The 26,998-nt window shown below is 67.7% G+C and carries 25 protein-coding genes, 1 tRNA gene and 1 pseudogene; 12 read left to right on the forward strand and 15 right to left on the reverse strand.

The window, feature by feature from the left end:
- The first annotated feature begins 58 nt into the window (after positions 1-58).
- On the forward strand, positions 59-1,042 hold the full coding sequence (locus PW734_11485) for a LysR family transcriptional regulator (GenBank protein MDE1171809.1): 984 nt from the start codon (positions 59-61) through the stop codon (positions 1,040-1,042).
- Positions 1,043-1,050: 8 nt separating this feature from the next.
- Here PW734_11485 and PW734_11490 read toward each other — a convergent pair.
- The 5 genes from PW734_11490 to PW734_11510 form a co-directional block, all read right to left on the reverse strand.
- A tRNA-Asp gene (locus tag PW734_11490) sits at positions 1,051-1,127 on the reverse strand.
- 46 nt (positions 1,128-1,173) lie between these two features.
- A complete protein-coding gene (locus tag PW734_11495) occupies positions 1,174-1,713 on the reverse strand; it encodes an adenine phosphoribosyltransferase (protein MDE1171810.1) in 540 nt (179 codons plus the stop codon).
- Positions 1,710-2,555, reverse strand: a complete 846-nt coding sequence (locus PW734_11500; protein ID MDE1171811.1) for a sigma-70 family RNA polymerase sigma factor — start codon at positions 2,553-2,555, stop codon at positions 1,710-1,712. The genes PW734_11495 and PW734_11500 overlap by 4 nt, the downstream gene beginning before the upstream one ends.
- Before the next feature lie 70 nt (positions 2,556-2,625).
- The gene (rsmD, locus tag PW734_11505) at positions 2,626-3,171 is read right to left on the reverse strand and encodes a 16S rRNA (guanine(966)-N(2))-methyltransferase RsmD (protein ID MDE1171812.1); all 546 of its coding nucleotides are present in this window, start codon (positions 3,169-3,171) and stop codon (positions 2,626-2,628) included.
- Positions 3,171-4,523: an AsmA-like C-terminal region-containing protein gene (locus PW734_11510; protein ID MDE1171813.1), complete on the reverse strand. Its 1,353-nt coding sequence runs from the start codon at positions 4,521-4,523 to the stop codon at positions 3,171-3,173. Before PW734_11510 ends, rsmD begins: the two co-directional genes overlap by 1 nt.
- Positions 4,524-4,561: 38 nt before the next feature.
- Between PW734_11510 and PW734_11515 the strand changes: the two genes are divergently transcribed.
- Both PW734_11515 and PW734_11520 read left to right on the forward strand, forming a co-directional pair.
- On the forward strand, positions 4,562-5,437 hold the full coding sequence (locus PW734_11515) for a diacylglycerol kinase family lipid kinase (GenBank protein MDE1171814.1): 876 nt from the start codon (positions 4,562-4,564) through the stop codon (positions 5,435-5,437).
- Positions 5,430-5,741 carry a DUF167 domain-containing protein gene (locus PW734_11520; GenBank protein ID MDE1171815.1) on the forward strand — a complete coding sequence of 104 codons (312 nt, stop codon included), beginning with the start codon at positions 5,430-5,432 and terminating at the stop codon, positions 5,739-5,741. The genes PW734_11515 and PW734_11520 overlap by 8 nt, the downstream gene beginning before the upstream one ends.
- Here the strand turns inward: PW734_11520 and queC are convergent.
- The 6 genes and pseudogenes from queC to aroB all read right to left on the reverse strand — a co-directional run bounded on the left by queC (position 5,738) and on the right by aroB (position 11,547).
- Positions 5,738-6,418, reverse strand: a complete 681-nt coding sequence (gene queC / locus PW734_11525) for a 7-cyano-7-deazaguanine synthase QueC (GenBank protein MDE1171816.1) — start codon at positions 6,416-6,418, stop codon at positions 5,738-5,740. The genes PW734_11520 and queC overlap by 4 nt on opposite strands.
- Positions 6,419-6,427: 9 nt before the next feature.
- Complete coding sequence (queF, locus tag PW734_11530; protein ID MDE1171817.1) at positions 6,428-6,841, reverse strand: preQ(1) synthase; 414 nt, start codon at positions 6,839-6,841, stop codon at positions 6,428-6,430.
- Positions 6,842-6,844: 3 nt separating this feature from the next.
- Positions 6,845-8,542 (reverse strand): DNA topoisomerase, encoded by a 1,698-nt coding sequence (locus tag PW734_11535; GenBank protein ID MDE1171818.1) that lies wholly within the window; start codon positions 8,540-8,542, stop codon positions 6,845-6,847.
- A gap of 70 nt (positions 8,543-8,612) precedes the next feature.
- Positions 8,613-9,371, reverse strand: a pseudogene (locus PW734_11540) (DNA topoisomerase).
- A complete protein-coding gene (gene dprA / locus PW734_11545; GenBank protein MDE1171819.1) occupies positions 9,371-10,477 on the reverse strand; it encodes a DNA-processing protein DprA in 1,107 nt (368 codons plus the stop codon). Before dprA ends, PW734_11540 begins: the two are co-directional and overlap by 1 nt.
- Positions 10,474-11,547, reverse strand: a complete 1,074-nt coding sequence (gene aroB / locus PW734_11550) for a 3-dehydroquinate synthase (protein MDE1171820.1) — start codon at positions 11,545-11,547, stop codon at positions 10,474-10,476. The genes dprA and aroB overlap by 4 nt, the downstream gene beginning before the upstream one ends.
- 85 nt (positions 11,548-11,632) lie before the next feature.
- Between aroB and PW734_11555 the strand changes: the two genes are divergently transcribed.
- The 9 genes from PW734_11555 to PW734_11595 all read left to right on the forward strand — a co-directional run bounded on the left by PW734_11555 (position 11,633) and on the right by PW734_11595 (position 21,884).
- Positions 11,633-12,718 carry an FUSC family protein gene (locus PW734_11555; GenBank protein MDE1171821.1) on the forward strand — a complete coding sequence of 362 codons (1,086 nt, stop codon included), beginning with the start codon at positions 11,633-11,635 and terminating at the stop codon, positions 12,716-12,718.
- Between the two features lie 16 nt (positions 12,719-12,734).
- Positions 12,735-13,022 carry an Asp-tRNA(Asn)/Glu-tRNA(Gln) amidotransferase subunit GatC gene (gene gatC / locus PW734_11560; GenBank protein ID MDE1171822.1) on the forward strand — a complete coding sequence of 96 codons (288 nt, stop codon included), beginning with the start codon at positions 12,735-12,737 and terminating at the stop codon, positions 13,020-13,022.
- Entirely contained in the window at positions 13,019-14,455 is a 1,437-nt protein-coding gene (gene gatA, locus PW734_11565) for an Asp-tRNA(Asn)/Glu-tRNA(Gln) amidotransferase subunit GatA (GenBank protein ID MDE1171823.1), read from the forward strand. The genes gatC and gatA overlap by 4 nt, the downstream gene beginning before the upstream one ends.
- A 4-nt stretch (positions 14,456-14,459) precedes the next feature.
- Positions 14,460-15,911 (forward strand): Asp-tRNA(Asn)/Glu-tRNA(Gln) amidotransferase subunit GatB, encoded by a 1,452-nt coding sequence (gatB, locus tag PW734_11570; protein ID MDE1171824.1) that lies wholly within the window; start codon positions 14,460-14,462, stop codon positions 15,909-15,911.
- Positions 15,912-16,055: 144 nt separating this feature from the next.
- The gene (locus PW734_11575) at positions 16,056-17,666 is read left to right on the forward strand and encodes a GspE/PulE family protein (protein ID MDE1171825.1); all 1,611 of its coding nucleotides are present in this window, start codon (positions 16,056-16,058) and stop codon (positions 17,664-17,666) included.
- The gene (locus tag PW734_11580) at positions 17,663-19,345 is read left to right on the forward strand and encodes a GspE/PulE family protein (GenBank protein ID MDE1171826.1); all 1,683 of its coding nucleotides are present in this window, start codon (positions 17,663-17,665) and stop codon (positions 19,343-19,345) included. Before PW734_11575 ends, PW734_11580 begins: the two co-directional genes overlap by 4 nt.
- A 30-nt stretch (positions 19,346-19,375) precedes the next feature.
- Complete coding sequence (locus PW734_11585) at positions 19,376-20,620, forward strand: type II secretion system F family protein (protein MDE1171827.1); 1,245 nt, start codon at positions 19,376-19,378, stop codon at positions 20,618-20,620.
- Between the two features lie 5 nt (positions 20,621-20,625).
- Positions 20,626-20,868, forward strand: a complete 243-nt coding sequence (locus PW734_11590; protein ID MDE1171828.1) for a hypothetical protein — start codon at positions 20,626-20,628, stop codon at positions 20,866-20,868.
- Positions 20,869-21,047: 179 nt separating this feature from the next.
- A complete protein-coding gene (locus PW734_11595; GenBank protein ID MDE1171829.1) occupies positions 21,048-21,884 on the forward strand; it encodes a L,D-transpeptidase in 837 nt (278 codons plus the stop codon).
- Here PW734_11595 and PW734_11600 read toward each other — a convergent pair.
- From PW734_11600 to PW734_11615, 4 genes are read right to left on the reverse strand one after another with little or no spacing between them, the layout of a single operon-like run.
- Entirely contained in the window at positions 21,881-23,959 is a 2,079-nt protein-coding gene (locus tag PW734_11600; GenBank protein MDE1171830.1) for a thioredoxin domain-containing protein, read from the reverse strand. The two genes, PW734_11595 and PW734_11600, sit on opposite strands and share 4 nt — an antisense overlap.
- On the reverse strand, positions 23,956-25,014 hold the full coding sequence (locus PW734_11605; GenBank protein ID MDE1171831.1) for a glycosyltransferase family 9 protein: 1,059 nt from the start codon (positions 25,012-25,014) through the stop codon (positions 23,956-23,958). The genes PW734_11600 and PW734_11605 overlap by 4 nt, the downstream gene beginning before the upstream one ends.
- A complete protein-coding gene (locus tag PW734_11610; GenBank protein ID MDE1171832.1) occupies positions 25,011-26,195 on the reverse strand; it encodes a DegT/DnrJ/EryC1/StrS family aminotransferase in 1,185 nt (394 codons plus the stop codon). The genes PW734_11605 and PW734_11610 overlap by 4 nt, the downstream gene beginning before the upstream one ends.
- A complete protein-coding gene (locus tag PW734_11615) occupies positions 26,192-26,932 on the reverse strand; it encodes a pyridoxine 5'-phosphate synthase (GenBank protein ID MDE1171833.1) in 741 nt (246 codons plus the stop codon). Before PW734_11615 ends, PW734_11610 begins: the two co-directional genes overlap by 4 nt.
- Between the last annotated feature and the right edge of the window lie 66 nt (positions 26,933-26,998).

Raw genomic sequence — 26,998 nt, forward strand, 5'->3', positions numbered from 1 at the left:
ATTTTATGAAATATGATTTAAATCTAGATCAATAGCTTAAATATATTAATCTGGAGCCATGGAATTGCGGCATTTGCGTTACTTCGTGGCGATCGCCGAGGATCTGAATTTTTCCAAAGCGGCGCGGCGCCTGCACGTTTCCCAGCCGCCTCTTACCCAGGCGATCCAGAATCTGGAAAAGGAGCTGGGAGCGAAGCTCTTTGAGCGAACCAGCCGGAGTGTGCGGCTGACGGATGACGGCGTTTTTTTTCTGGAGCGCGCCCGCGGTATTTTGGGCCAGGTGACCAGGGCCGCCGATGATCTGCGGCTGCGCGGCAGCGGGAAAAAGGAAATTCTCCGCGTTGGATTTGCGGGGGGAGAGGCTTTTTTCCCCGCGACAATTCGACGTTTTAGGAAGCGCTTTCCTCAGGTCCATCTGGAGTTCATTCCTTCCACGGAACGCTTCTCCCGCGAGTTTCTTCAGGACGATGAGGCCGATTTGAACCTGGGCGCGTATTTTCCCCCGGACTCTCAATTTGACTCGCGGCTTTGGATCGAGGCGGAGCTGGTGGCGATGGTCTCGACGCGGCATCCGCTTGCCAAGAGAAAGCAGATTTCCATTGAGCAATTGAAAAACGAGCGGCTTTTGCTGCTGCCCGGCTTAGGCCGGGCGACCGATTTGGGGCGGGAAGCCCTTCAGTTTTGCCGGGAAATCGGAAGATTTGAGCCGAAGATCTATCGTCACTATGAGGATTCCCGTGTGACGGTCACCCTTGTGGCGGTGGAGGCGGGAGCGGCGGTGGTCAGCGCTTTCCAGGCTCTGGGAAATTTGCCGGAGGTGGTTTTTGTGCCGTTTCGCGAAAAAACGCCGAAGGTTCAGGCGGGGGTTGTTTGGCGTCGCGACCGCGCTACCCCCGCGTTGACGGCATTTCTCGACGAGCTGGAGGAGTCGATCCGGATGACGGCGGAAAATCGGCCTGGCGGACCTAAGTTTCAGAAGAACCTTTTGGCCAGTCCTTCTCAGAAGAAGGGGTATTCGAAAAGCGCGTGGTACGCGGACTGAGAAAAGAGTGGCGGAGCCAACGGGGCTCGAACCCGCAACCTCTGCCGTGACAGGGCAGCGCTCTAACCAATTGAGCTATGGCTCCTCAGAAAGGAGTGGCAAAAATAAGGCAATGCCGCGCCGTGGCAAGCTTAATAAACGATGGAACTGTAAACGGGCGTGTCGCCCAGCAGTTCCCGGCCTTTGAGGGGGGAAATTTCGACCAGAAAGGCCAGCTCGACGACGGTGGCTCCGGACTGGCGGACGAGGGCCGCTGCCGCCGCGGCGGTGCCGCCGGTGGCCAGGACGTCGTCGATGATGAGGACGCGCTCTCCGGGCTGGAAGGAGCCTTCGTTCAGGGAGAGGCAGCTGCTGCCGTACTCGAGCTTGTATTCGATTTCCTGGCAGGGCGGGGGGAGTTTGCCCTTTTTGCGGATGGGGACCATGCCGATGCCCAGGATGTTGGCCACGGCGCCGGCGAAGATGAAGCCGCGCGCGTCGATGGCGGCGACTTTCTCGATGCTTTTGCGGTGGTAGCGCTCGGTGAAGAGGGTGATGGCGAGGCGGAAGAGCTGCCCGTCGTTCAGGATGGGGCTGATGTCCCGGAAGAGGACGCCGGGGGTGGGAAAGTCCGGGACGGTGCGGATGTTGTCTTTTAACCGCTCGATGCCGCTGCGAAAGGAGACGCTCATACGATTTTCCGGCCTTTGTCTTTCTTTTCGATGGCTTTGAGGATTTTGCGCAGGCCGATGTTTTGGAGCTGGCGGATGCGCTCGCGGGTGACTTTGAATTTTTTCCCGATTTCCTCGAGGGTCATCTCTTTCTTGTCGTCCAGGCCGAAGCGGAGGGCGATGATGCGGCGCTCGCGCTCGTCCAGGAGGGGGAGCTGGTCCATGACGGTCTTGCGCAGGTTGCTGTTCTGCATCAGGTCGTAGGGGGTCAGGGCGCTTTCGTCTTTTACGATTTCGCCCAGGCTGGCGCTGTCTTCGTCATGGCCGACTTTGGCGTCCAGGGAGGCGGGGCGGATGGCGGCGGTGCGGAGCTGGGTGACTTTGGCGGGGGTGATGCCCAGTTCTTCGGCCAGTTCTTCGTCGGTGGGGTCGCGGCCGAATTCTTCGGCCAGCTGCATGGCGATGCGGCGGAGGCGGGCGATTTTGTCGACGAGGTGGACGGGGAGGCGGATGGTTTTGCTCTGGTTGGCCAGGGCGCGCTTGATGGATTGTTTGATCCACCAGGCGGCATAGGTGCTGAGTTTGCCGCCTTTGGCGGGGTCGAAGCGGTCGACGGCTTTCATGAGGCCGATGTTCCCCTCGGAGATGAGGTCGAGGAGGGGGAGGCCGCAGTTGGTGTAGTCGTGGGCGATTTTGACGACGAGCCGCAGGTTGGCGGTGATCATCTGCTGGCGGGCGGCCATGTCGCCCTTTTTGATCTTTTTGGCCAGCCGGACTTCGTCTTCCCGGGTGAGGAGGGGGATTTGCCCGATCTCCCTGAGGTAAAGTTTGATTCCTGTCTCGCTATCGTCGCCGAAGGGCATGGGGATGGTCTTCTGGAAAAAAAGGGATGAAAGACGGGTGCGCGACTCTATCTCAAATGCGTAAAAAGCGTCAACTCGTCAAAATGGCGACGGTGGTTTCTCCGTAGCGGCGGTGGAAGAGGGGGGTCCAGCCGGGCAGGTCCGGAAGGTCGCGGCCGCTGAAGAATTCCCAAATAAAGGCGCCTCCGGGGGCCAGCCAGGGCCGGAGGAGGCCGGGGAGGGGGGAGGGGGGGGCCTGGGCCTCTTTTTCGTAGGGGGGATCGGCGAAGATGAGGTCGAAGGGGCGGGGCGTTCCGCGCAGGTAGGAGAGGGCGTCGGCCTGAATGACCTGGCCTTGTGTTTCCAGGCGGCAGTGGGCGAGGTTTTCCGTGATGGTGCGGCAGCCGTTGCGCTCTTTTTCGACGAAGACGGCTTCCCGGGCGCCGCGGCTGAGGGCTTCGATGCCCAGGGCGCCGGTGCCGGCGTAGAGGTCCAGGACGCGGGCGCCAGGGACGCGGGCGCCCAGGCTGGAGAACATGGCCTGCTTGATGCGGTCCTGGGTGGGGCGGAGGGTGACGCCCTTCGGCGTCTTGAGGTGGAGGCCGCCGGCGCTCCCGGCGACGACGCGGAGGGACATTACGGGGTGGGCGCGGGGGTGGGGGGAGCCGGGGCCGGAGGAGGCGTCTTTGGCTGGAAGGAGTGGAGGCGTTCCGGCAGTTCGACTTTGGTGTGGGTCAGGGTGCCGGTGAGGATGAAGGTGAGGATTTGGCCGCCGTCCGGGCCGGGGGAGGGGGAGAGCTGCCCGGCCAGGATGGAGGGAAGCTGGCGGGAGAGTTCCGGCAGGAGGGTGAGTTGGACGGGGAGGCGCAGGGTGCCGTCCGGCTCGACGGAGCCGGGGCCGGTGCTGGCCAGCTCGAAGTTGACGGCTTTCAGGTCGAAGGAGGTGATGGCCACGCGGCCGTCGGTGACGGAGAAGTCGCCCTGGCATTGGGTGAAGTCTGGCTGGGCGAGGTCTTTGATGCCGAGGGTGGCGGCGAGGGCCTGGACGAATTCGACGTGGATGAGCTGGCCGTTGGAGATGGTGAAGCTGCCCTGGGCGTCCCAGGCTTCCGTGGCGCGGACGGGGTCGTAGGTGGCGCGGCCGGTGAGGCGGAGGTCGAGGGCGCCGGAGAGGACGTCGGGCTGGGCGACGACGGTTTTGAGCAGCTCGTTGAGGTCGAGGGAGGTGGCCTGGAGGGAGAAGTCGCACGGGAGTGCGGGGGCGTTGCGGGCGGCCTGGGCTGAGCCGCTCCATTGGCCGTGGTAGGCGGTGCCCAGGATCTTGGAGAGGCGGAAGAAGCCGTCGCCGTAGGCGTAGGTGCCTTCCAGGTTGGCGGCCTGGAGGTTCTTGAGGGTGAGGGCCTGGGCGCTGAATTGGCCGGAGGCGCGGAGGGCGCCGTGGTTGCGCTCCAGCCGCCCGCCGTGCTGGACGCCGTCCAGGCTCAGGAGGGGATGGCCGTCCGAGCCGACGACGCGGATGGAGCCGTCCTCGATGGCCAGGGATTTGATGCTCAGGCGGAGGTTTTCGAAGAAGTCGGTGGGGACGGGGGAGTTGTCCGGCGGCGGGAAGAGGAGGCGGCCGTCCGGGCCCTGCTCCAGGGAGAGGACGGGCTTTTCCAGGATGAGCTGGTGGAGGAGGAGGCGGTGCTGGAAGAAGAGGGCCAGCGGCGCGTAGGTGGCGGTGACCGCCGGGGCGGCGATGAGGGTGCCTTCCCGGCGGGAGGAGGGGTTGGCCGCCCGGGGGTTAAGCAGGGAGATGCCTTTGACGACGTTGGCCCGGAGGGCTTCCGCCTGGATGGGCAGGCCGACGGCGGCGGAGGCGTAGGTGAGGACGGAGTGGCGGGTCCCCGAGAGGTTCAGATAGAAATTGAGGGCGAAGAGGAAGATTGCTACGACTGCGATGCCCAGCGCGGCCACGGTCAGGATCCCCCGGAATAAGCGCAGCGCCATCCGCATTTCATAGCCGCCCTCCGCTCCCCTTCGCAACCATGAATCGCACCTGCATTATTTTGAACCCCGCCGCGCGCGGGGAACGGGCGGGCCAGCTGGAGGTGAAGCTCCGGGCCCTGGCCCCGGATGCCGACCTAAAGCGGACCTCCGCCTCGGGCGACGCCCGCCTCCAGGCCGCCCGTGCGGTGGAGGAGGGTTACCGGGTCATCGTGGCCGCCGGAGGGGACGGGACGGTGAACGAGGTGGTCAACGGCATCGACGGGGCGCATGACCGGGTGACGCTGGGCATCCTGCCGGTGGGGACGGTCAACGTTTTTGCCCTGGAGCTGGGGATTCCCAACTCCTTGGAAAAGGCCTGGGAGGTGGTCCGCCGGGGGCGGGAGCGGCGGATCGACCTGGCCCGGGCCAACGGGCATTACTTTGTCCAGTTGGCGGGCATCGGCTTCGACGCCCAGGTGGTGGAGAAGAACGACTGGGGGATGAAGAAGCTGCTGGGCCCCCTGAGCTATGTCCTGACAGCCGCGCAGATGATGGCGCAGAAGCCGCCCCGGCTCACGGTGCGGACGGAGACGGTGGAGCATGAGGGGGCCTTTGTCCTGCTGGGGAACGGGCGCTATTACGGCGGCCGTTTTTCGATGTTCCCGGAGGCCGACATGGAGGACGGCTTGCTGGATGTGTGCGTGTTTGAGCAGATGAATCCGCTGGCTCTGGCCCGCTACCTGCAAGGGGTGGCGACGGGGACGCATACGAAGATGGACGACGTCCGCTATTTCAAGGCCGCGCGGCTCTCCGTCACGGCGGAGGAGACGGTGCCGGTGGAAGTGGACGGGGAGATGCTGGGCCATCTGCCGTGCGAGTTCGGCCTGGCGCAGCGCGCGCTGCGGGTCCTGGCGCCGGAGCGCGGCGGTGGCTGAGAAGCCTTACGCCGCCGAGGACGGCGGCGTCCGCCTGGCCGTGCGGGTGACGCCCCGGGCGAGCCGGAGCGAGGCGGTGGGGGTGAAGGCGGGCTCCGACGGGCGGCCCGCGCTGCAAATCCGGCTGGCGGCCCCGCCGGTGGACGGCGCGGCGAATGAGGAGCTGGTGGCCTTCCTGGCCGACGCCTTGGACGTACGGAAAGGGGACGTGGCGCTGCGCTCCGGGAAGTCGGGGCGGCTGAAGATGCTCTTTATCTCCGGCGATCCGGCGGCGTTGGCGGCGCGGTTGGAGAAATTGGTCTAGGGTTTTGCCGGCAGCGGCGGCGTGGCCGCGTAGACGGTGGGATCCGGCAGGCCGGCCAGGAGGAAGGCCTCCCGGCGCTCGACGCAGGTGCCGCACTCGCCGCAGTGGACCTCCCCGCCGATGTAGCAGGACCATGTTCGGGCGAAATCGACTCCGGCCTCGTGCCCCGCGCGGGCGATCTGGGCCTTCGTCATGGCGATGAAGGGGCGCAGGACTTCGATGCCCGCGTAGGTGCCCAGCCGGATGGCGTCGCCGATGGCCTTCATGAAGTCCTCCCGGCAGTCGGGGTAGATGGCGTGGTCGCCGGAATGGGCGGCGATGACGAGGGCCTCCGCCTCCCGGCTTTCCGCGAGGCCTGCGGCGATGGCCAGCATGATGCCGTTGCGGAAGGGGACGACGGTCTGCTTCATCGACTCCTCCTCGTAATGGCCCTTCGGGATCTCCCCGCCGGACTGGAGGAGGTCCGACTTGAAGTGCCGCCCGATGAAGTCGAGGGGGATGACTTGGTGGGGGACGCCGAGCTTTTGGGCGTGCCAGGCGGCCATGGGGATTTCCCGCGCGTTGTGCTTGGCGCCGTAGTCGAAGGAAAGGGCGAGAACGAGCTGGTGCTCCTTCCGCGCGGCGTAGAGGGCGGAGACGGAGTCCATCCCGCCGCTGACGAGGACGGCGGCTTTCATGCGGGGGGACTACTTTTTGCCGTGTTCCGCCGTGACGGTCAGGCGGATGCCGCCGCGGGAGGCGAAGACGCCGGTGATCTGCGCCCAGCTGGGGGAGCAGGCGGCGACGAAGTCGGCCAGGATGCGGTTGGTGACGCTCTCGCAGAAGGCGTTCTGGCTCCGGTAGGAGGAGAGGTAGAACTTGAGGGACTTCGTCTCGACGCAGAGCTTGGCGGGGCGGTATTCGATCTGGAGGGTGCCGAAGTCGGGCTGGCCGGTGACGGGGCAGAGGGAGGTGAATTCCGAGGTCTCGAAGCGGACGGTGTAGCGGCCCTTCGGGGTCGGGTTGGGGAAGGTTTCCAGCTTGGCGTCGCCGGGGGTGGCGGGCATCCGCATTTCCGAGCGGCCGAGGAGGGAGACGTTGCCGGGGCGTTTGGAGGCCATGGTTTATTCCTGTTCAGGCTTGGTTTCGGGCGCGGGCTTGGAAGCCGCTTTCTTGCCCTTGGCGGCGGCGCCTTTTTTGGCCTTCGGCTCGCGGGGCTCGAATTCGAAGCCGGTCTTGCCGTCTTCCTTGATGACGAGGTAGGCGGAGAAGCGCCGCTTGGTGCGCTGGGAGATGAAGTTGTTCAGGAGGTCGGTCTTCTTCGTGGCCAGGAGCTTGGCGACCTGCTCCCGCGTCATGTCCTGCATGAGGATCTTTTTCCCGACCTTGAATTTGCAGGTGGGGTTTTCCTTCAGGGCGTTTTCGCAGATGTAGGAGAGGGTGCCCTCGAAGACGCGGCCGCCGCAGACGGGGCAGTTGCCCAGGGGCTCGGCGGTGGCGGTGTCGATGGCCTCCATGCCGGGGGTGGCGGCGGAGTCTTCGTAGACGAACTCGATCTTGTTTTCCGCGTTGAGCTTCAGCGCGGCGCTGAAGGGGCGGCCCAGGCGGCTGCGGAAGCCGGTGAGGGGGCCCAGGAAGCGCTTTTCCAGGAGCTGCGCGGCCTCCTGCGGCTCCAGGAGCCGCCCGGCGACGTATTTGCTCATGCGGAAGGCGGCGTCCGGCGTCTGGTAGAAGCGGAGGGTCTCGATCATCGGCTCGCCGTTGGGGCCTTTGCCGGGGAAGGGCTTGGAGTGGGTCTCCGTCTCCTCGAAGTTGCGGGCGTTTTCGACGATGTGGCGGGTGAGGTCGGTGATCTCCCGCATGAAGGTGCCGCGGTCGATCTTGCCTTCCTCCATCTGCTTGAGCTTGTGCTCCCACTCGCCGGTCATTTCCGGGGAGGTGAGGGCGGGGATGCCGGTGGCGCGCAGCAGCTCCATGAGGGCGATGGCCTTGGGCATGGCCAGGAGGTCGCGGCCGTCCCGCTGGACGTATTTTTCGAGGATGAGGCCCTCGATGATGGCGGCGCGGGTGGCGGGGGTGCCCAGGCCCTTTTTGCCCATGGCCTCGCGGAGCTGCTCATCCTCGACGAGCTTGCCCGCGCCTTCCATGGCGGAGAGGAGGGTGGCTTCCGAGTAGTGGGCGGGGGGCTTGGTGGTGAAGGGGCGGACTTCGACTTCCCGCGTGGCGACGTTTTCGCCCTCCTCGACGGGGACGGTGTTGGCCTCGCTGTCCGCGCCCAGGTCGGTGCGGCCGTAGATGGCCTGCCAGCCGGGGTCGCGCAGGATCTTGCCCTCCGTCTTGAAGGGGTGGCTCTCCACGCGGGTGATGCGGGTGACGACTTCGTAGCGGGCGGCGGGGAAGAAGACGGCGATGAAGCGCCGGGCGACCATCTCGTAGACCTTGAACTCGAACTCGTCGAGGGTGTCCGGGGCTTTGCCGGTGGGGATAATGGCGAAGTGGTCGGAGACGCGGCTGTTGTCGAAGACGCGCTTGATCTGGGTGACCCAGCCGGATTCCAGGGCGGTCTTGGCAAACGGGGCCAGGCTGGGGGCGGTCATGGCCTGGAGGACCGATTTGACGGTGGGGAGGTAATCCTCCGGCAGGTGGCGGGAATCGGTACGCGGGTAGGTGAGGACCTTGTGCCGCTCGTAGAGGGCCTGGGCGACCTGGAGGGTCCGCTTGGCGGAGAGGCCGAAGCGGCCGTTGGCCTCCCGCTGAAGGGTGGTGAGGTCGAAGAGGCCGGGGGAAAGCTCCTGGCGGGGCTTGCGCTCTTCGGTGACGATGACCGGTCTTCCCCTCGCAGGCGGCGCGGATGGCCTCGGCCTTGGCTTGGTCCCAGAGGCGCTCGGCCTTGGCTCCTTCGTCCTCTTCTTTGTCGCTTTTCTTGAAATTCTCGTCGAACCAGCGGCCGGAGTAGCTGCCGGACTTTGCCTGGAAGGTGCCGTGCAGTTCCCAGTAGGGGCGGGGCTGGAAGTCGCGGATTTTCAGGTCGCGCTCCACCAGGAGGGCCAGGGTGGGCGTCTGGACGCGGCCGACGGTGGTGAGGACGAAGCCGCCGTCCTTGGAGTTGAGCGCGGTGAGGGCGCGGGTGCCGTTGATGCCGATGAGCCAGTCGCTCTCCGAGCGGGCGACGGCGGCCTGGCCCAGGGGCTCCATGTCCTTGCCGGGGCGCAGCCGGGAGAAGCCTTCCCGGATGGCGTCCGGGGTCATGGACTGGAGCCAGAGGCGCTGGACGGGCTTGTTCGAGCCGCAGTGCTGGAGGATGTAGCGGAAGATGAGTTCCCCCTCCCGCCCGGCGTCGCAGGCGTTGATGAGGCGGTCGACGTCGGGGCGCTTGATGAGTTTCTTGAGAACGGCCAGGCGGGCCTTGCTCTTTTCGATCGGTTTGAGGTCGAAGGCCTCCGGCACCATGGGCAGGCTGGAGAAGCTCCAGCTGCGGTGGGCCTTGCGGTAGTCTTCCGGGAGGGTCAGCTCCAACAGGTGGCCGACGGCGGAGGAGATGACGTAGTCGTCGTTCTCGTAGTAGTCGCTCTCTTTCTTGAACTTGCCGAGGACGCGGGCGAGGTCGCCGGCCACGCTTGGCTTCTCGGCAATGATGAGGGCTTTGGGCATTACGCTTGGGAATCGGTGCGGACGAAGAGCTTGCCGGGGAGCTGCCGGACGAGCCTCTTCATTTCGAGGCGCAGCAACGTAGAGAAGACCTGGCCCGATGGCAAACCGCATTTTGCAATGAGGGTGTCGACGGGGGTTTCGTCCTCCGCGAGGGCGTCGAAGACGGCCTGTTCCTGCGGGTTGAGGCCTTCCGGTGCGGGACGCGGCGCGGTGACGGACTCCCGGGGGAGGAGGAACTCGATCTCCGAGAGGATGTCGCCGATGTCCTCGACGAGGCGCGCGCCTTCCTTGATGAGCTTGTGGCAGCCGCGTGCGTGCGGGCTGTCGACGCGGCCCGGCACGGCGAAGACCTGCCGCCCCTGTTCCAGCGCCTGGCGGACGGTGATGAGGGCGCCGCTTTCCAGCCCGGCCTCCACGACGAGGACGCCGAAGGAGAGGCCGCTGACGATGCGGTTGCGCAGGGGGAAGTTTTGCCGTTCCGGCCGGGTGCCCAGGGAAAATTCCGAAAGGAGGCAGGAGCCGGGGGAGGAGGCGATTTTTTCCGCCAGTTCCAGGTTTTCCGGCGGGTAGATATGGTCGACGCCGGTGCCCAGGACGGCCCAGGTGGGGCCTTTGGCGGCCAGGGCGCCCATGTGGGCGGCGGTATCGATGCCGCGGGCCAGGCCGGAGATGACGGGGACGCCGGCGTAGGCCAGCTGGTAGCTGAGTTTGCGCGCGGTTTCCACGCCGTAGTGGCTGGTGACGCGGGAGCCGATGACGGCGACGCCGGGGCGCCATTTTTGCGGGATGGCGCCGCGGACGTAGAGGACGGCGGGCGGGTCGTAGATTTCCCGCAGGGAGGAGGGGTAGCGGGGATCGTCGATGTGGAGGAGGGTGGCGCCGGAGGCTTCCGCCTTGGCCAATTCGGCCTGGGCCAGTTCCCCGTCCCCGCCGGAGCGGATGGAGCGGGCGGCCTCCGGGCCGATGCCCTCGACGCGGCGCAGGTCGGCCTCCGTGGCGGTGAAGATGTTCTGCGCGTCGCCGAAGCGTTCCTTCAGCCGCCGCATCCGCACGGGGCCGACGTGCGGGATGAGGGCGAGGGTGAGGTTGGCCTCCAGCGGTGTCATGCGGGGCGGGAGACGAGGGTGAGGAGGTGGTCGATTTCTTCCTGGGGGACGCCGTCGACGATCTCGGCCCGGCCGATGGCGGAGAGGAGGATCCACCGGGCAGCGCCTTTCTTGTCCCGGCCCAGGGCGGCCAGGACTTTTTCCCGGTTGAGGCCGGCGTGGTGGGTGGGAAGGCCGTGGGCCTTGAGGGCGGCTTCGACTTCCGCGACGGCGGCGGGGTCGAGGTCGTGCATGCGGGCGGAAAGGTGGGCGGCGGCGCGCATGCCGATGGCGACGGCCTCCCCGTGGAGGAGGGTGCCGTAGCCCGCCGCGTTCTCCACGGCGTGGCCCAGGGTGTGGCCGAAGTTGAGGAGCGCGCGGGCCTCGCCGGTCTCCCGCTCGTCCTCGGCCACGATGCGGGCCTTGATGGCGGCGCAGCGGGCGATGAGGGCGGGCAGGTCGGCCTCCGGGGGCGGACCCTGGCGGAGGCGGGTGAAGAGGTCGGGGTCGGCGATGAGACCGTATTTAATGACTTCCGCCATGCCCGCGGCCAGCTCGCGGGGGGGAAGGGTGCGGAGGGTTTCCGTATCGGCCAGGACGGCGCGGGGCTGGTGGAAGGCGCCGACGAGGTTTTTTCCCTCCGGCAGGTTGACGCCGGTCTTGCCGCCGATGGAGCTGTCGACCATGGCCAGGAGGGTGGTGGGCAGGCCGATCCAGGAGACGCCGCGCAGGTAGGAGGCGGCGACGAAGCCGGCCAGGTCACCCACGACGCCGCCGCCCAGGGCCAGGACGGTGTCCTTCCGGGAGAGGCCTTTTTGGGCCAGGAAGGAAAGGAGGGCGGCGGCCTGGTCCAGGGTCTTGGAGCCCTCGCCGCCGGGGACTTCGGCGATGAAGCATTGGCGGCCGCTTTGCTCGATGGAGGCCCGGAGGGCGGGCAAGAGGGGGCGGAGGGCGGCGTCGGCGATGACGGCCGCCTTGGGGCCCGCGTGCAGGGCGGAGAGGGTTTTCCCTACTTCCGCCAGGAGGCCGGAGCCGACGCGTACTATATAGGAGGAGGCCGCCAAGGGGACGGAGACTTCCTGGAGGGGCATGGGGGCCACAATCCTTTCCGGGGCTTTTCCCGTCAAGCTTGGTTGCGGAGCGGCTTTCGTTGGCGCATGATTCCCGTTCGCCGTCATGCCGCATCCGCTCGCCGTCGACCTGACCTCCTACCAGAAGGGGAATTACCAGTGGCGCGCCGCTTTCCTGCGGGTGCCGGCGCTGGCGCTGGCCTTGGCGATCGGCCACGGCTGCGGCCAGCCTGCGGCGGGGGTGTTGGGCTGCGCGGCGGCCCTTTCGGCCGGTTTCGGCGGGATGCGGCAGGTGCGCGGCTCCCGTCTGCTGGCGATGATGTGGACCGTGGGAACGATGGCCGCCGCCGCGTGGCTGGGAACGGTCTGCGGCCACACGCACGGCGCTGCGCTGGCGGTGACGGCCCTGGGCGGATTCGTCTGCGGACTGGTCGTCGTTTATAATGACGACCTTGGCTGGATCGCCATCCAGGGGGTCATCGCGCTCCTTTTGGCGACCAATTTTCCCAGCTACGGCGAGATGGGCGCGGCGCGCAGCGTGGCCATTTTGGCGGGCGGGGCGCTTCAGGTGGGGGTGCTGTTGCTCCTTTGGCGTTTCCTGGGCATTTCCCGGCGGGGGCCGGAGGAAGGCGGGATGCCGGTGCCGCCCCAGCCCTGGCGGGAAGCCTGGGCGGAGTTCCGGCAGTCCTGGGTCTTCACATCCGTCGCCTTCCGCTACGCGCTGCGGCTGGCCCTGACGCTGATGCTGGCCATCGGCCTGGCGCGTTACCTGGGCCTGCAGAACGGCTACTGGCTGCCGATGACGACGCTGCTGGTCCTCAAGCCCGATTTCTACCGCACCTACGCCATGGGCGTGCAGCGGTCGGTGGGGACGCTGCTGGGGGTCGGCCTGGCTTCCGTTATCGCGGAGTGGCTGGCCCCCGGGCCGGAGGCCGCGATGGGGCTGGCCGTGGGCTTTGGCCTTTTGGTTTACGCGTTGCAGAAGGTGAACATGGTCCTTTTTTGCATGATGCTGACCTCCTACGTGGTCTTTCTCATTTCCCTGACGGGGATGGCGGAGGGGGAGGTGACGGTGCACCGCCTGATCAACACGGTGCTGGGCTGCGGGCTGGCGATGGGCTCCCGGTTCATCGGCCTGCGGCTCCTGCGGTGGCGCGGGAAAAGGCTTGTCCCGTCCGGACCCACGCCGTAACAAGGAGGCCCTTTTTATGGCCGAGTCCCAAATCGACGTTGCCTATGTGGCCCATCTGGCCCGCCTGAAACTGAGCCCGGAGGAGACGGCCCGCTACGAGAAGCAGCTGGGCGACGTCCTCCACTACGTCGCCGCCCTGCAGAAGGCGGACGTTTCCAAGGTCGCCCCGCCGGAGGACGATCCCGCCTACGAGAACAACCTGCGCGAGGACGCGGAGCGCCCCAGCCTGCCGCTGGAAGCGGCGCTGAGCAACGCGCCGGAGCAGGGCAACGGGCTCTTCATGGTGCCGAGGATGGTCGAATGAGCGGCCTGGCTTTCGAGAACGTCGTCTCCCTCCGCGCCAAGCTGGCGAAGAAGGAAGTCTCCCCCGTCGAGGTGACGGAGGCGCTCCTGGAGCGCATCTCCCAAGTCGACCCGAAGGTGAAGGCCTACAATTACCTGAACCCGGAGTCGGCGCTGGAGCAGGCCAGGAAGGCCGACGTCTCCCTGCCCCTGGGCGGCGTGCCGATCGCGGTGAAGGACGTCATCAACGTCACCGGCGAGCCGTGCACCTGTTCCTCCACGATTTTGCGGGGCTACGTCGCCCCCTACGACGCGGCGACGATCGAGAAGCTCCGCGCCGCGGGCGCCGTCCTCCTGGGCCGGACGAACATGGACGAGTTCGCCATGGGTTCCTCCACGGAAACCTCCGCCTGGGGCCCGACGCACAATCCGTGGGACCTGGAGCGGATCCCCGGCGGCTCCAGCGGCGGCTCGGCCGCGGCGGTCGGCGGGCACGAGGCCTTTGCGGCCCTCGGCTCCGACACCGGCGGCTCCATCCGCCAGCCCGCCGCGCTGACCGGCTGCGTCGGCCTCAAGCCGACCTACGGCCGCGTCTCCCGCTACGGCCTCACCGCCTTCGCTTCCAGCCTGGACCAGATCGGGCCGTTCACGAAGACGGTGGCCGATTCCGCCCTCCTCCTGGAGGTCCTTTCCGGCCATGACAAGCGGGACAACACCAGCGCCCCGCGCCCCGTTCCCAATTACTCCGCCGCCCTGACCGGCGACGTGAAGGGCCTGCGCCTGGGCGTGCCGAAGGAATATTTCATCAAGGGCATCGACCCGGAGGTGGAGAAGGCCGTGCGCGACGCCATCGCCCAGTTCGAAAAGCTGGGCGGGGAGGTCGTCGAAGTCTCGCTGCCCCACACGGAATACGCCGTGGCGGTCTACTACATCGTGGCCACGGCGGAGGCCTCCGCCAACCTGGCCCGCTTCGACGGCGTCCGCTACGGCCGCCGCCCGCCCGGCGCGGCCGACGTGATCGGCCTCTACGGCCAGACCCGCGAGGCCTTCGGCCAGGAGGTGAAGCGCCGCATCATCCTGGGCACCCACGTCCTTAGCTCCGGCTACTACGACGCCTACTACAACCGCGCCCAGAAGGTCCGCCAGCTCCTGCGCCAGGACTTCGAGGCCGCCTTCAAGCAGTGCGACGTGATCCTGACCCCGACCTCCCCCACCGCCGCGTGGAAGCTCGGGGAGGTGAGTGACCCGCTCCAGATGTACCTGGCCGACATCTTCACCATCGCCGTCAACCTGGCGGGCATCTGCGGCCTCTCCCTGCCGTGCGGCTTCACGTCGAAGAAGCTGCCCATCGGCCTCCAAGTCCTCGGGCCGATGTGGGGGGAGGAGACCGTCCTCCGCGCCGCCCACGCCTACGAGCAGGCCACCGCCTGGCACAAGGAACTCCCGCCCCTCTAAACCCATGGAATACGAAGCCGTCATCGGGCTGGAAGTCCACTGCCAGCTCAACACGCAGACGAAGATGTTCTGCGGCTGCCGCAACGAATACGGCGCGGTGCCGAACACCCACCTCTGCCCCGTCTGCCTGGGCCTGCCCGGCGCCCTGCCGACGCCCAACGCCGTCGCCATCGAAAAGACGATCCTCACCGGCCTCATGCTGGGCTGCAAGATCGCCCCGCGCTGCAAGTTCGACCGGAAGAACTACTTCTACGCGGACATGCCGAAGAACTACCAGATCTCCCAGTATGACGAGCCCCTGTGCCTCGGCGGCGGGGTGAAGCTCTATCCCTTGGCCTTCCCCAAGGACGCGCAGAAGGACCCCCAGGCCAACGCGGGCCGGGTCGTCCGCCTGACCCGCATCCACCTGGAAGAGGACGTCGCCAAGTCGACCCACTACGAGACGCAGAGCGGCATCGACTTCAACCGCGCCGGCACGCCGCTGATGGAGATCGTCAGCGAGGCCGACCTCTCCACGCCGGAGGAGGCCTTCGCCTACCTCACCGCGCTCAAGCAGATCCTGGTCTACGGCGGCGTGAGCAACGCCGACATGGAGAAGGGCCAGCTCCGCTGCGACATCAACGTCTCCGTCCGCCCCGTGGGGCAGAAGGAATTCGGCACCAAGGTGGAGGTGAAGAACGTCAACTCCATCAGCGCCGTCCGCCGCGCGCTGCGCTATGAGATCGACCGCCAGATCGAGCAGGCCAAGGCCGGCGGCGTGCAGAAGCAGGAAACCCGCCGCTGGGACGACCCGCGCGGGCAGACCACCCTCATGCGGACGAAGGAGCAGGCGCACGACTACCGCTACTTCCCCGATCCGGACCTGATGCCCGTCCGCACCGACCACGGCCTCCACGCCGCGGCGGAAAAGATGCTGCCGGAATTGCCGGAGGCCAAGAAGGCCCGCCTCTCCCAGGACTACGGCCTTTCCGACTACCACGCCAGCGTGCTGGCGGCGGAAGTCTCCCTGGCCGCCTTCTACGAGAAGGCCGCCGCCGGGGCCAAGAACAAGGGCGCGGTGGCCAACTACCTCATCAACGACTACCTGGCCGTCTCCGACGACGTGGAGGAGATTCCCGTCCCGGCCGAGTACTTCGCCGACCTGGCCAACCTGGTCGAGGAAGGGAAGATCAATAACCGCCAGGCGAAGGAAGTCCTGGGCTACATGCTTTCCGAGAAGAAGAAGCCCGCCGACATCGTCGCGGAAAAGGGCCTGGCCCAGATGAGCGACACCGGCGCCCTGGAAAAGATCTGCGCGGAGGCGATCGCCGCCAACCCGCGCAGCGTGGCCGACTTCAAGGCCGGGAAGCTGACCGCCGTGAACGCCCTCAAGGGCTTCGTCATGAAGGCCACCAAGGGCCAGGCGAATCCCCAGGTCATCGACGAGCTGCTCAAGAAGAAGCTGACGGAAGCCTGACGCAGAGCGCCCGGAGCGGGGCGCGGAAATTCTTGCGAGAGGCCCTTGTCCCGGTCGATTCGTTTCGGTAGCTTGAAATAACGTTTAAGCGATTCCGTGCTGCTCAAGGACGATTACATCCTCGAATTACTAGTCCGCGAAGGGGTGATTGCCCATTCCGCGGCCGAGGCCGCCAAGACCGCCGCTTCCGGCAACGGCCATAGCGCTGTCGACGAGCTGGTCCGGCGCGGGGTCGTTTCCGATGTCGAGATCCTCCGCTTCCTGGCCTCCGACGCCGGGATGGAGATGCAGGAGACCGTCGGCCCGGTCTCGGAAGCCGCCCTGGCGATGGTGCCCAAGGCCGACGCGATCCGCCATGGCGTGGTCCCGGTCGACTTCCAGAACGGCGTCCTGCGGCTGGCGGTCAGCAATCCATACGACTTTGAGACGATCGAGGCGCTCCAGCAGCGGCTGAGCGTCGAGGTCTCCTGCGTGGCGGTGCCCAAGCGCCGGATCGAGGAGGCCATCGCGCAGCATTACGGCGGCACCGCCTCCTCCGCCGTGACGGTGGAGGACATTCCCCAAATGGAAGCCGTGGGAGAGGGGGACGCCCCCATTATCCAGATGGTCAACGAGATCATCCTGGAGGCCCACCGCCTGCGGGCCAGCGACATTCACCTGGAGCCCCTGGAAAAGCGCCTGCGCCTTCGTTACCGGATCGACGGCGTTCTCCAGGAGATGAAGGACCCGCCGAAGAAGCTCCAAGCCTCCCTGGTCAGCCGCCTGAAGATCATGTCCCGCATGAGCATCGCCGAGCGGCGGCTGCCACAGGACGGCCGCATCGAGATCCAAGGCGGGGGGCGAAGGGTCGACCTGCGCGTCTCGACGATCCCGACGCCCCACGGGGAGTCGGTGGTCATGCGTATTTTGGACAAGAGCAGCCTGACGCTGGGCCTGCCGGAACTGGGCTTCCTCTCCGACGACCAGGCCGTGATGGAGCGCCTCCTGGGCATGGCCGACGGCATCTTCCTGGTCACCGGCCCCACCGGCTCCGGAAAGACGACGACTCTCTACGGCTGCCTCCACCACCTGAACAAGCCGGACCGGAAGATCATCACGGTGGAAGACCCGGTGGAATACCAGCTTTCCGGCATCAACCAGGTGCCGGTGAACGAGGAGGTGGGAATGACCTTCGCCGCCGCCCTCCGCGCGATGCTCCGCCAGGCGCCGAACATCATCATGGTCGGCGAAATCCGCGACATGGAGACGGCCAGCATCGCCATCAACGCCTCCCTGACCGGCCACCTCGTCTTCAGCACCCTGCACACGAACGACGCGCCCGGGGCGGTGACTCGCCTCGTCGACATCGGCATCAAGCCCTTCCTGGTCTCCTCCTCCGTCCGCGCGATCATGGCCCAGCGCCTCGTCCGCCGCATCTGCGGCAACTGCCGGGAGCCCTACACGCCCAGCGAGGCGGAGATCCGCGCCCTGAACCTTACCGCCTCCCAGATGGAGGGGGCCAACTTCTCCCGCGGGCGCGGCTGCGAGAAATGCCGCGGCACCGGCTACAAGGGCCGCGCGGGCATCTTCGAGATCTTCCAGATCGACGACGAGATCCGCACCATGATCAACGACCGCCAGCCCCTGACCGCCATCCGCGCCCGGGCGCGGGCCCAGGGTATGCGGACCCTGCGGGAAGACGGCATCCGCAAGGTCCTCGTCGGCATGACGACGGCGGACGAGGTCATCTCCACCACCCTGGGGGACAAGGCGTGAACCCGCTGGCCTACCTCTCCCTCTTCAAGCACCGGGGCTACCTGGACGACGGGCAGGTCTCCCTTCTTTTGGCCGAGCAGAAGACCGGCGGCCGCCCCATCGCCGACCTGGTGGCCGACTTCGGCATCCTGCCGAAGGACGACCAATACCGCGTCCTGGCGGAGGAGCTGGGGATGCAGATCGTCGACCTCAACGCCTGCGTCTTCACCCCGGAGCTGCTCGCTGCCGTCCCAGCGGACGCCGTCCGCCTCTACGGCGCGCTGCCGGTCTATCAGGACGCCAGCTACCTCTACGTCGCCCTGCTCAATCCCCTGGACGGCCAGGCGATCGAGAACCTCCGCTTCGCCACCGGGCGGGAGGTGCAGGGCGTCGTCGCGCCGCCGGAGGCGGTGGAAGAGCTGATCCGCCGCTACTACGGCAGCGTGTCGGCGGAGGCCACGGGCGGGGAGGTGGACGAGCTGGTCGCCGGGCTGGGCAATCTGGCGGGAGCCTCCGGGGACAAGCTGGCGCTGGAGGGCGCCTCCGCCGCGCCGATCATCAAGTTCGTCAACACCGTCCTCTCCCAGGCCATCAAGGCGCGGGCCAGCGACATCCACTTCGAGCCGTTCGAGAACGAGTTCAAGATCCGTTACCGCGTCGACGGCGCGCTCTACGAGATGGCCCCGCCGCCGAAGAGCCTGGCCATCCCCATCGCCTCCCGCATCAAGGTGATGTCCAACCTGAACATCGCCGAGCGGCGCGTGCCGCAGGATGGCCGCATCCAGACGGTGCTGGGCGGCCGCGACGTCGACCTGCGCGTCTCCACGCTGCCCACCCAGTTCGGGGAGAGCGTGGTGCTCCGCGTCCTGGATCGCTCCTCCGTGAATCTGGACCTGGAGGCCCTGAGCATGCCCCCGGCCCTCTTCCAATACATCTGCCAGACCATCGAGAAGCCCAACGGCATCTTCATCGTCACCGGCCCCACCGGCTCCGGCAAGACGACGACCCTTTACTCCTGCCTGCGCCGGATCAACACCATCGACTCGAAGATCCTGACCGTGGAGGACCCGGTCGAATACGAGCTGGAGGGGATCATGCAGGTGGCGGCGCAGGAGGCCATCGGCCTCACCTTCGGCCGGGCGCTGCGCGCCTTCCTCCGCCAGGACCCGGACCGCATCATGATCGGCGAAACGCGCGACCTGGAAACGGCGCAGATCGCCATCCAGGCCTCCCTGACCGGCCACCTGGTCCTCACCACCCTGCACACGAACGACGCCCCCGGCGCCATCACCCGCCTCATCGACATGGGGGTGGAGCCCTTCCTCATCTCCTCCGCGCTGGAGGGGGTGCTGGCCCAGCGCCTCGTCCGCCGCATCTGCCCCGATTGCCGGACGCCCTACGAGCCTTCGGAGGCCGTGCTGGAGCAGCTCGGCCTGACCCCCTACGAGATCGCGGGGAAGAGCTTCTACTACGGCCGCGGATGCGAGAAGTGCCACCAGACCGGTTACCGGGGCCGAAAGGGCATCTACGAGCTGCTCGACGTCACCGAGCCGATCCGCGAGCTGATCACCCAGAGGGCCCCCTCCGTCGTCATTCGCCAGAAGGCGATCGAGTTGGGCATGGCGACCCTGCGCGCCGACGGCCTGCGCAATATCTTCGACGGGGAGACGACCCTCGAAGAGGTCTTGCGCTACACCTGATCTTCCGCCAAATCCTAACCACCCCTTCCCATGCCGAATTTCTCCTACACCGCGGTCAATCCGGACGGCCAGCAGGTTGACGGCCTGATCGAGGCCGCCGACCAGAACGCCGCGGCGGTCCAGATCAAGCAGATGGGCTACTTCCCCACCCGCGTGGTCCCGGCGGCGGAAGGGGCCGCGTCCGGCCAGGCGGAGCCCAAGGCCAAGCGCCGGAAACAGGGCGGGAAGGTGAAGTCGAAGGTCCTGACCGTCTTCACCCGCCAGCTGGCCACCCTGATCGGCGCCAGCCTGCCGCTCCTGCGCGCGCTGAAGACTTTGATCCGCCAGGAGCAGAATCCGGTGCTCAAGGAGACCCTCGTCAGCCTGGCCGACCAGGTGGAGGGCGGCAGCACCTTCTCCGAGGCGCTGGCGCAGCACCCCAACGTCTTCAGCAAGCTCTACGTCAACATGGTGAAGGCGGGCGAGCTGGGCGGCGTGCCGGAGGTTGTCCTGGCCCGTTTGGCCGAGTTCCAGGAGAAATCGGAGCGGATCAAGGGCCGCATCGCCTCCGCGATGGTCTACCCGCTTATCGTCCTTTTCATGGCGATGGTCATCCTGGTCTTCCTCCTCATCTTCATCGTTCCGCGCTTCGAGCAGATCTTCAAAGACATGTTCGGCGGCAAGCCGCTGCCGTGGCTGACCCAGGCCGTCATCGACATTTCCCGCCTGGTCCAGGACCACATCCTTCTGCTGCTGGTCCTGGTGGCGGCGGCGGTCGCCGGCATCCGGATCTTCATCCGCACGCCGAAGGGGGCCGTCCTCATGGACAAGGTGAAGCTGCGCGCGCCCCTCATCGGCCCCCTCATAACCAAGACGGCCATCTCCCGCGTCACCCGCACGCTGGGCACCCTCATCAGCAGCGGCGTGCAGATCCTGCCCGCCCTGAACATCACGAAGGAGACGGCGGAGAACTCCATCGTCAGCGCGGCGATGGAAAAGGTCCATGAGAGCGTGAAGGAGGGCGAGACGGTCGGCGCGCCGCTGGAGGCCTCCGGCATCTTCCCGCCCGTCGTCGTCAGCATGGTCCAGGTGGGCGAGGAGGTCGGCCGCCTGCCGGAAATGCTCATCAAGGTCTCCGACGTTTACGAGGAGGAGATCGACCGTTCCATCGCCGCCCTCACCAGCCTGTTGGAGCCGATCATGATCGTCTTCCTGGCGCTGGTCGTCGGCACCATCGTCATCGCCCTCTTCCTGCCGCTCATCAGCATCATCCAGAACCTGAGCAACCAGGCCTAAGAAAGATGGCCGCCAAGAAAAAGCCCGCCGCCCGTTCCGGAAAGGGGAAGAAGACCTCCTCCCTCTGGAACACGCTGGCGTACGGGGCGGTGGCCGTCGTTCTCCTGGGGCTTCTTTGGGTCGCCTGGCCGCTCCTCTTCCCGGAAAAGCCGCAGCCGGACACCGCCCATGCCGTGCGGGAGCTTTCCGTGGAACACCCGGACGCCGAGGCGCTGAACCCCCCGGGCCAGGATACAAAAAAAAAGTAGAGGCCGCGCCCGCGCCGCCTCCTTCGCCGCCTGCCCCGGCTCCGGCCCTTCCGGCTCCCCCGCCTAAGCCGAAGCCGAAACCCGTCCCGCCGCCGGAGCCGCATCCGGCTCCGCTCCCCAAGCCCGCAGTCCGGCCTCCGGTTCCCGAGCCGCCGGCCGCCCCGCCGCCGCTGCCCTCCTTGGCCGAGTTCCAGATCCTGCTGGAGCGGCTCCATTATTCCTGCGGCTTCATCGACGGGGAGGACGGCGCGCGGACGCGGGCGACGCTGCGGGCCTTCCAGCAGGGCCACGGCCTGCCCGCCACCGGGCTGCCGGACGAGGCGCTCTGGCGGGCCCTACGGCGGCTGGCGGGGCCTTCCGATCCCTTCACAAGCCACGCGGTCACCGCGCAGGATCTGGCGCATGTGGGCCCGCCCCTGCGCACCTGGACGGCCAAGAGCGAGGCGGAGAGCCTGGGCTACACCGATCTGTGGGAATATCTGGGCGCCCGTTTCCACGCCAAGCGGGCCTACCTGCGCCGCCTCAATCCCGGTCCGGCGGGACTTGGCACCGTGCTGCGGGTGCCGAATCTGTCCCCGTCGGCCCCGGCGCCCGCCGTGGCTTCCCTGCGGATCCGGCTGGGGGCCCATTCCCTGGACGCGCTCGACGCCTCGGGCCGGGTTGTCGCCCACTTCCCGTGCTCGATCGCCAAGGAAAAGGAAAAGCGCCCCGCCGGGGAGTTGCGGATCGCCGTTCTGGTGCCGCATCCGAACTATACCTTCGACCCCGCGCTTTTCCCCGACGCGGCGGCGCAGGAGGGGATCACGCACCGGCTCATCATCCCTCCCGGCCCGCGCAATCCGGTCGGGGTGGCCTGGATCGGCCTCTCCCTGCCGACCTACGGCATCCACGGCACGCCGGAGCCGGAGGCGATCGGCCGCACCGGCTCGCACGGCTGCTTCCGGCTTACGAACTGGAACGTGGAGACGCTGCTGCCGATGGTCCGCATCGGCATGAAGGTCGACGTGGAGCCTTAGCCGTGGCCGAGAAGGTGCGCTAGGTCCTTCGCCTCATGGACGGGGAGGCGGCAGGCGAGGTTCTCGCAGTAATAGGCGGTCGCCCGGCTGTCGGCGGCGGTCAGGGCCTGGAGGAAGCCGTCCTGCAGGGCGGGGGGCAGGTGGCCGGGCTCGATGCGGACCAGCGTGGTTTGGGGGAGGTAATGGCGGTTGGCTTCCTCCCACAGGGCCTTGGTGCCCGCCGCGCCTTCCTTCCCCACGATGACGAGGTGGCGCGGCGCTTCCAAGAGGCCGACGGCGGAGGCCAATAGCTGCGGCACCGCCACGGGCATCCGGGCGATGGCCGCCGCGGCGACGGCGACGACTTTCCCGGCCCGCTCGCGCAGCGCGGGCCGGTCCAGGAGATCGGCCAGCCGCAGCAAATTGGAGGCGGCGACGGAGCCGGGAGCGGGTTCCGCCCCGTCGTAATCCTCCCGGGAGCGGATGAGGACGGTGGGATCTTCCCCGGAGGTGGAGAAGTAGCCGCCCTCCCGCCCGTCCCAGAAGAGGGCGTCCATCGTTTCCTGGAGCTGGAGGGCCAGGTCGAGCCAGCGCGCGGAGCCGTCGGCCTCGAAGAGGTCGAGAAGCCCGGCGACAAGGAAGGCGTAGTCGTCGGCAAAGCCCTCCACGGGAGCGGCGGCGCCGCCGCACCAGCTGCGCAGGAGGCGGCCTTTTTTCTCGTCGTGGAGGTGCTTGAAGAGGAAGTCGGCGGCGCGCCCGGCGGCGGCCAGGTAGGCGGGTTCGTGCAGGATCCGCCCGGCGCGGGCGAAGGCGGAGATCATGAGGCCGTTCCAGGAGGCCAGGACCTTCTCGTCCCGGTGGGGGCGGGGCCGTTTTTCCCGCCGGGCCAGGAGCTTTTCCCGGCAGGCGATGAGCCGCTTGAGGTCCTTGCGCGCGGGGGGCTTTCGCTCGATGAGGATGTTCTTCAGCGGGAACTCGCCGTGGGGGTCGCTGCCCGGAGGGGCGTTGCCCTCCTTCTCCACGCCGTAATGGGCGGCGAAGAAGGCGGCGTCCTCGCCCAGGGTTTCCTCGATCTCCGCCAGGGTCCAGACGTAGAAGGCTCCCTCCGCGTGGGCGGCGGGATTTTCCTCCAGGGAGCTGTCGGCGTCTTCCGCCGCGTAGAAGCCGCCGCCGGGGGAGGTGAGGTGGTGGCGGACGTAGTCGAGGATGTCGCGGGTCGTCGCGGCGTATTCCGCTTTGCCGGTGATTTGGTGGGCTTCCAGGTAGGCCAGGGCCAGCTGGGCCTGGTCGTAGAGCATTTTCTCGAAGTGGGGGACGTGCCAGAGGGCGTCGACGGAGTAGCGGTGGAAGCCGCCGCCCAGGTGGTCGTGGATGCCGCCGGCGGCCATTTTATCCAGGGTGTGCAGGGCCATCTCCGTGGCTTCCTGCCGGTGGCGGCGCGCGCCATAGCGGAAGAGGAAGTGGAGGACGGCGGGGCGGGGGAACTTCGGCGCGCCGCCGAAGCCGCCTTCGGCGGCGTCATACTGGGCGCGGAAGGCGGCGAAGGCGTGGTCAAGGGCCTGGTCCCCGGCGAAGGCTTCCGCGGAGGCGGGCGCGGCGACGCTCATGGCCAGCTGCTGGATGATCTGGCCGCTCTGTTTCTCGATGGTGTCCCGGTCCGATTTCCAGAGCCCGGCGATGCGCTGGAGGAGGGTGGGGAAGCCGGGCCGCCCGTAGCGGTCCTGGGGCGGGAAGTAGGTGCCGCCGTAGAAGGGCTTCAGGTCCGGCGTCAGCCAGACGCTCATGGGCCAGCCGCCCTGGCCCGCCGTGGCCTGGACGAAGGCCATGTAGACGCGGTCGACGTCGGGCCGCTCCTCGCGGTCGACTTTCACGGAGACGAAGTGCTCGTTGAGGACTTTGGCGATGGCCGCGTCCTCGAACGATTCCCGCGCCATGACGTGGCACCAGTGGCAGGTGGAGTAGCCGACGGAGAGGAAGATCGGTTTGTTCTCCGCCTGGGCCTTGGCGAAGGCCGCGGGGCCCCAGGGAAACCATTCGACGGGGTTTTCCGCGTGCTGGCGGAGGTAGGGATTCGTTTCCTGGGCGAGGTGGTTCATACGGGGGAGACGTGGTGGGCGTAGAGGAGGTCTTCGAGGGCGTGGAGGACGGCGTCCGGCGTGATGGAGGCGAAGGAGCGGCGCCAGTAGGCATCCCGATCCTCTCCGGAGCGGCGCTCCCCGGCCAGGCTGGTGAGGACGCGCACCCGGTCGGCATCGGCCAGGGGGGCCCAGCGGACGGGGCCGTAGGGCGGGGCGGTCCGGCCGAAGAGGACGACGACGGGCGTGCCGACGGCGGCGGCCAGGTGGGAGGGGCCGGTGTCCCGGGTGACGAGGGCCTTGGCTCCTTTGATCAGCCAGGCGGTTTCAGCCAGGTTGAGTTCCCCCGCCAGGTCGACGTAGGGAAGGCGGCCCGCGTTGTCCTGGAAGGCGAGGTGGGAGGGGTCTTTCCGGTCGTGGCCGGTGAGGACGATGTGGAGGCCGTATTGCTGGTGCAGCTTTTCGGCGATGGAAAGGAAGTGGGTGGCGGGCCAGCGGGCGACGGGGGAGTGGGCCCCCAGGTGGAGGCAGAGATATTCTCCCCGGGGGAAGCGGCCCAGGGTCTTGCGGTTCAGGGAGGCCTTTGCCGCTTCCGGCAGCGCGATGGCGGCGCGAGGGGCTTTAGGCGCGGGGACTTCCAGGGGGGAGAGAAGGTCGAAGTTGTAGAGGGCCTCGTGCCGGGCGTGTTCGGGGCGGTGGTTGGGGAGGCGGTCGGTCAGGGTCCAGCCGGTCCACGTTTCCGGGTAGCCGATGCGGCGCGGGATGCCGGCCTGCCAGGCGGCGAGGTAGGCGGCCGGGTCGGGATGGAGGAAGACGGTGCAATCGAAGCCGCCCGCCCGGAAGGCCCCGCGCAGGACGGCCACGCGGCGGAGGAATGGCAGGCCGGGATCGGGAAGGGGGAGGAAGCGCGCGTCGGGATGGTCCTGGAAGAGGGGGGCCATGGCGGGCCGCGCCGCGTAGGTGAGGGAGGCTTCGGGAAAACGCGCCCGCAGGACGGGCAGGCAGGAGGAGCTGATGAGGACGTCGCCGACGCGGTCGGGCCGGACGACCAGGAGGTTTTGCGGCCCGCCGCTCACGCGAGGAATTCGAGGATGGCCGCGGCCACCGCGTCGATCTCCGTTTCCGCCAGCTCCGGGAAGATGGGCAGCGCCATGGTTTCCGCCGCGAAGCGTTCCGACCAGGGCAGGCTGCCGGGCTGGTGGCCCAAGCTTTGGAAGCATTCCTGGAGGTGGAGGGGGACGGGGTAGTAGATCTCCGTCCCGATGCCGCGCTGGGCGAGGTGGGCGCGCAGGGCGTCGCGGCGGCCCGGGCCGGGAACGCGGACGACGTATTGGTTGTAGATGTGGCTGGGGTCGCAGGCGTAGGGGAGGAGGAGCGGGGCCTGGGCCGGGAGGTCGGCGGGGGAGGCCTGGCAGACGCAGGCCTGGACGGGGAAGGCGGCCTTGCCGCTTTCCAGGAAGTGGCGGTTGTAGCGGGCGGCGTGGCGGCGGCGGGCGGCGTGGGCGGCGTCCAGGTGGGGGAGTTTCACGCGGAGGAAGGCGGCCTGGAGGGAGTCGAGGCGGAAGTTGCCGCCGACTTCCTCATGGTAATATTTCACCTGCATGCCGTGGACGCGGAGTTTCCGCAGGCGGGCGGCCAGCTTCGGGTCGCGGGAGACGACGAGGCCGCCGTCGCCCAGCGCGCCGAGGTTCTTGGTGGGAAAGAAGGAGTAGCACCCGATCTCTCCCAGGGTGCCCAGGGGCTTGCCCCGGTAGGCGGCGCCGATGGCCTGGGCGGCGTCCTCGACGACGGCCAGGTTGTTCTTCCGGGCCAGTTCCAGGATCGGGTCCATGTCTGCGGGCTGGCCGAAGAGGTGGACGGGGATGATCGCCTTGGTCCGGGGGGTGATGGCGGCGGCGACCTGGGCGGGGTCCAGGTTGAAGCAGCAGGGGGTGCTGTCGACGAAGACGGGCTTGGCCCCCGCGCGCCAGACGGAGCCCGCCGTGGCGAAGAAGGTGTAGCTGGGGCAGATGACCTCGTCTCCCGGGCCGATGTCCAGGGCCATGAGGGCGACGACCAGGGCGTCGGTGCCGGAGGAGACGGCGATGACGCCTTCCGCCGGGAGGCCCAGGTAGGCGGCGCATTCTTTTTCCAGCGCCTCGACCTCCGGCCCCATGATGTAGTGGCCGCTTTCCAGGACGCGCTCGAAGGCGGCGCGGAGCCCGGCGGTGACTTCCGGGCTTTGGCGGGAGAGGGTGAAGAGAGGGATCGTGCTCATTTGCGAAGGAGGGCGGCCATCTCCGCGACGGCCGGGCCGAAGCCGACGGCGAGCGCGCGGGAAACGATGGAGTGGCCGATGTTGAGGGTGTGGAGGCCGGGCACGGCCTTGAGGAAGGGGGGGACGTTCTTGTAGTTGAGGCCGTGGCCGGCGTTGACCCGCAGGCCCAGGCTTTTGGCCAGCGCGGCGGCTTTCTTTTGGCGTTCCAGGGCGGCGCGGACCTTGGCCGGGGTGGTGGCGTTGGCGTAGGCGCCGGTGTGCAGCTCGATGCAGGGGGCGCCGACGCGGGCGGCGGCCTCGATCTGGGCGGGCTGGGGGTCGATGAAAAGGCTGACTTCGACGCCCGCTTTGGAGAGTTTCCGCACGGCGTCCGCCACGGCTTTTTCCCGGCCCACGACGTCGAGGCCCCCTTCCGTGGTCACTTCCTCCCGGCTTTCCGGGACCAGGCAGGCCTCGTCCGGCCGGAGGCGGAGGGCAAAGGCGACCATGGCCGGGGTGACGGCCATTTCCAGGTTCAGGGAGGTTTTGGCCTCCCGGCGCAGGCGGCGGACGTCGATTTCCTGGATGTGGCGGCGGTCTTCCCGCAGGTGGACGGTGATGCCCTGGGCCCCCGCCTTTTCGGCCGTACGGGCCAGGGTGACGGGGTCGGGCTCGGCCAGGGGGGACTTCAGGTCGTCCCGGTATCGGGCCTGGCGGAGGGTGGCAATATGGTCGACGTTTACGCCTAAAACCGGCATCGGCGGAAGTTCCCAAATAAGGCCGGGCCGGGCGACATTAATTTTGCGCTTCCGGGCGGGCCGGTT

Origin of the sequence: Verrucomicrobium sp. (genome assembly GCA_028283855.1) — a bacterium.
Taxonomy (GTDB): Bacteria; Verrucomicrobiota; Verrucomicrobiia; order Methylacidiphilales; family GAS474; genus GAS474.

What these genes read in the sequence shown, in the direction of transcription:
- PW734_11485 (MDE1171809.1), top strand. Translation starts at nt 59, where the DNA reads ATGGAATTGCGGCATTTGCGTTACTTCGTGGCGATCGCCGAGGATCTG.
- PW734_11495 (MDE1171810.1), bottom strand. Translation starts at nt 1,713, where the DNA reads ATGAGCGTCTCCTTTCGCAGCGGCATCGAGCGGTTAAAAGACAACATC.
- PW734_11500 (MDE1171811.1), bottom strand. Translation starts at nt 2,555, where the DNA reads ATGCCCTTCGGCGACGATAGCGAGACAGGAATCAAACTTTACCTCAGG.
- rsmD (MDE1171812.1), bottom strand. Translation starts at nt 3,171, where the DNA reads ATGTCCCTCCGCGTCGTCGCCGGGAGCGCCGGCGGCCTCCACCTCAAG.
- PW734_11510 (MDE1171813.1), bottom strand. Translation starts at nt 4,523, where the DNA reads ATGGCGCTGCGCTTATTCCGGGGGATCCTGACCGTGGCCGCGCTGGGC.
- PW734_11515 (MDE1171814.1), top strand. Translation starts at nt 4,562, where the DNA reads ATGAATCGCACCTGCATTATTTTGAACCCCGCCGCGCGCGGGGAACGG.
- queC (MDE1171816.1), bottom strand. Translation starts at nt 6,418, where the DNA reads ATGAAAGCCGCCGTCCTCGTCAGCGGCGGGATGGACTCCGTCTCCGCC.
- queF (MDE1171817.1), bottom strand. Translation starts at nt 6,841, where the DNA reads ATGGCCTCCAAACGCCCCGGCAACGTCTCCCTCCTCGGCCGCTCGGAA.
- dprA (MDE1171819.1), bottom strand. Translation starts at nt 10,477, where the DNA reads ATGACACCGCTGGAGGCCAACCTCACCCTCGCCCTCATCCCGCACGTC.
- aroB (MDE1171820.1), bottom strand. Translation starts at nt 11,547, where the DNA reads ATGCCCCTCCAGGAAGTCTCCGTCCCCTTGGCGGCCTCCTCCTATATA.
- PW734_11555 (MDE1171821.1), top strand. Translation starts at nt 11,633, where the DNA reads ATGCCGCATCCGCTCGCCGTCGACCTGACCTCCTACCAGAAGGGGAAT.
- gatC (MDE1171822.1), top strand. Translation starts at nt 12,735, where the DNA reads ATGGCCGAGTCCCAAATCGACGTTGCCTATGTGGCCCATCTGGCCCGC.
- gatA (MDE1171823.1), top strand. Translation starts at nt 13,019, where the DNA reads ATGAGCGGCCTGGCTTTCGAGAACGTCGTCTCCCTCCGCGCCAAGCTG.
- gatB (MDE1171824.1), top strand. Translation starts at nt 14,460, where the DNA reads ATGGAATACGAAGCCGTCATCGGGCTGGAAGTCCACTGCCAGCTCAAC.
- PW734_11585 (MDE1171827.1), top strand. Translation starts at nt 19,376, where the DNA reads ATGCCGAATTTCTCCTACACCGCGGTCAATCCGGACGGCCAGCAGGTT.
- PW734_11590 (MDE1171828.1), top strand. Translation starts at nt 20,626, where the DNA reads ATGGCCGCCAAGAAAAAGCCCGCCGCCCGTTCCGGAAAGGGGAAGAAG.
- PW734_11600 (MDE1171830.1), bottom strand. Translation starts at nt 23,959, where the DNA reads ATGAACCACCTCGCCCAGGAAACGAATCCCTACCTCCGCCAGCACGCG.
- PW734_11610 (MDE1171832.1), bottom strand. Translation starts at nt 26,195, where the DNA reads ATGAGCACGATCCCTCTCTTCACCCTCTCCCGCCAAAGCCCGGAAGTC.
- PW734_11615 (MDE1171833.1), bottom strand. Translation starts at nt 26,932, where the DNA reads ATGCCGGTTTTAGGCGTAAACGTCGACCATATTGCCACCCTCCGCCAG.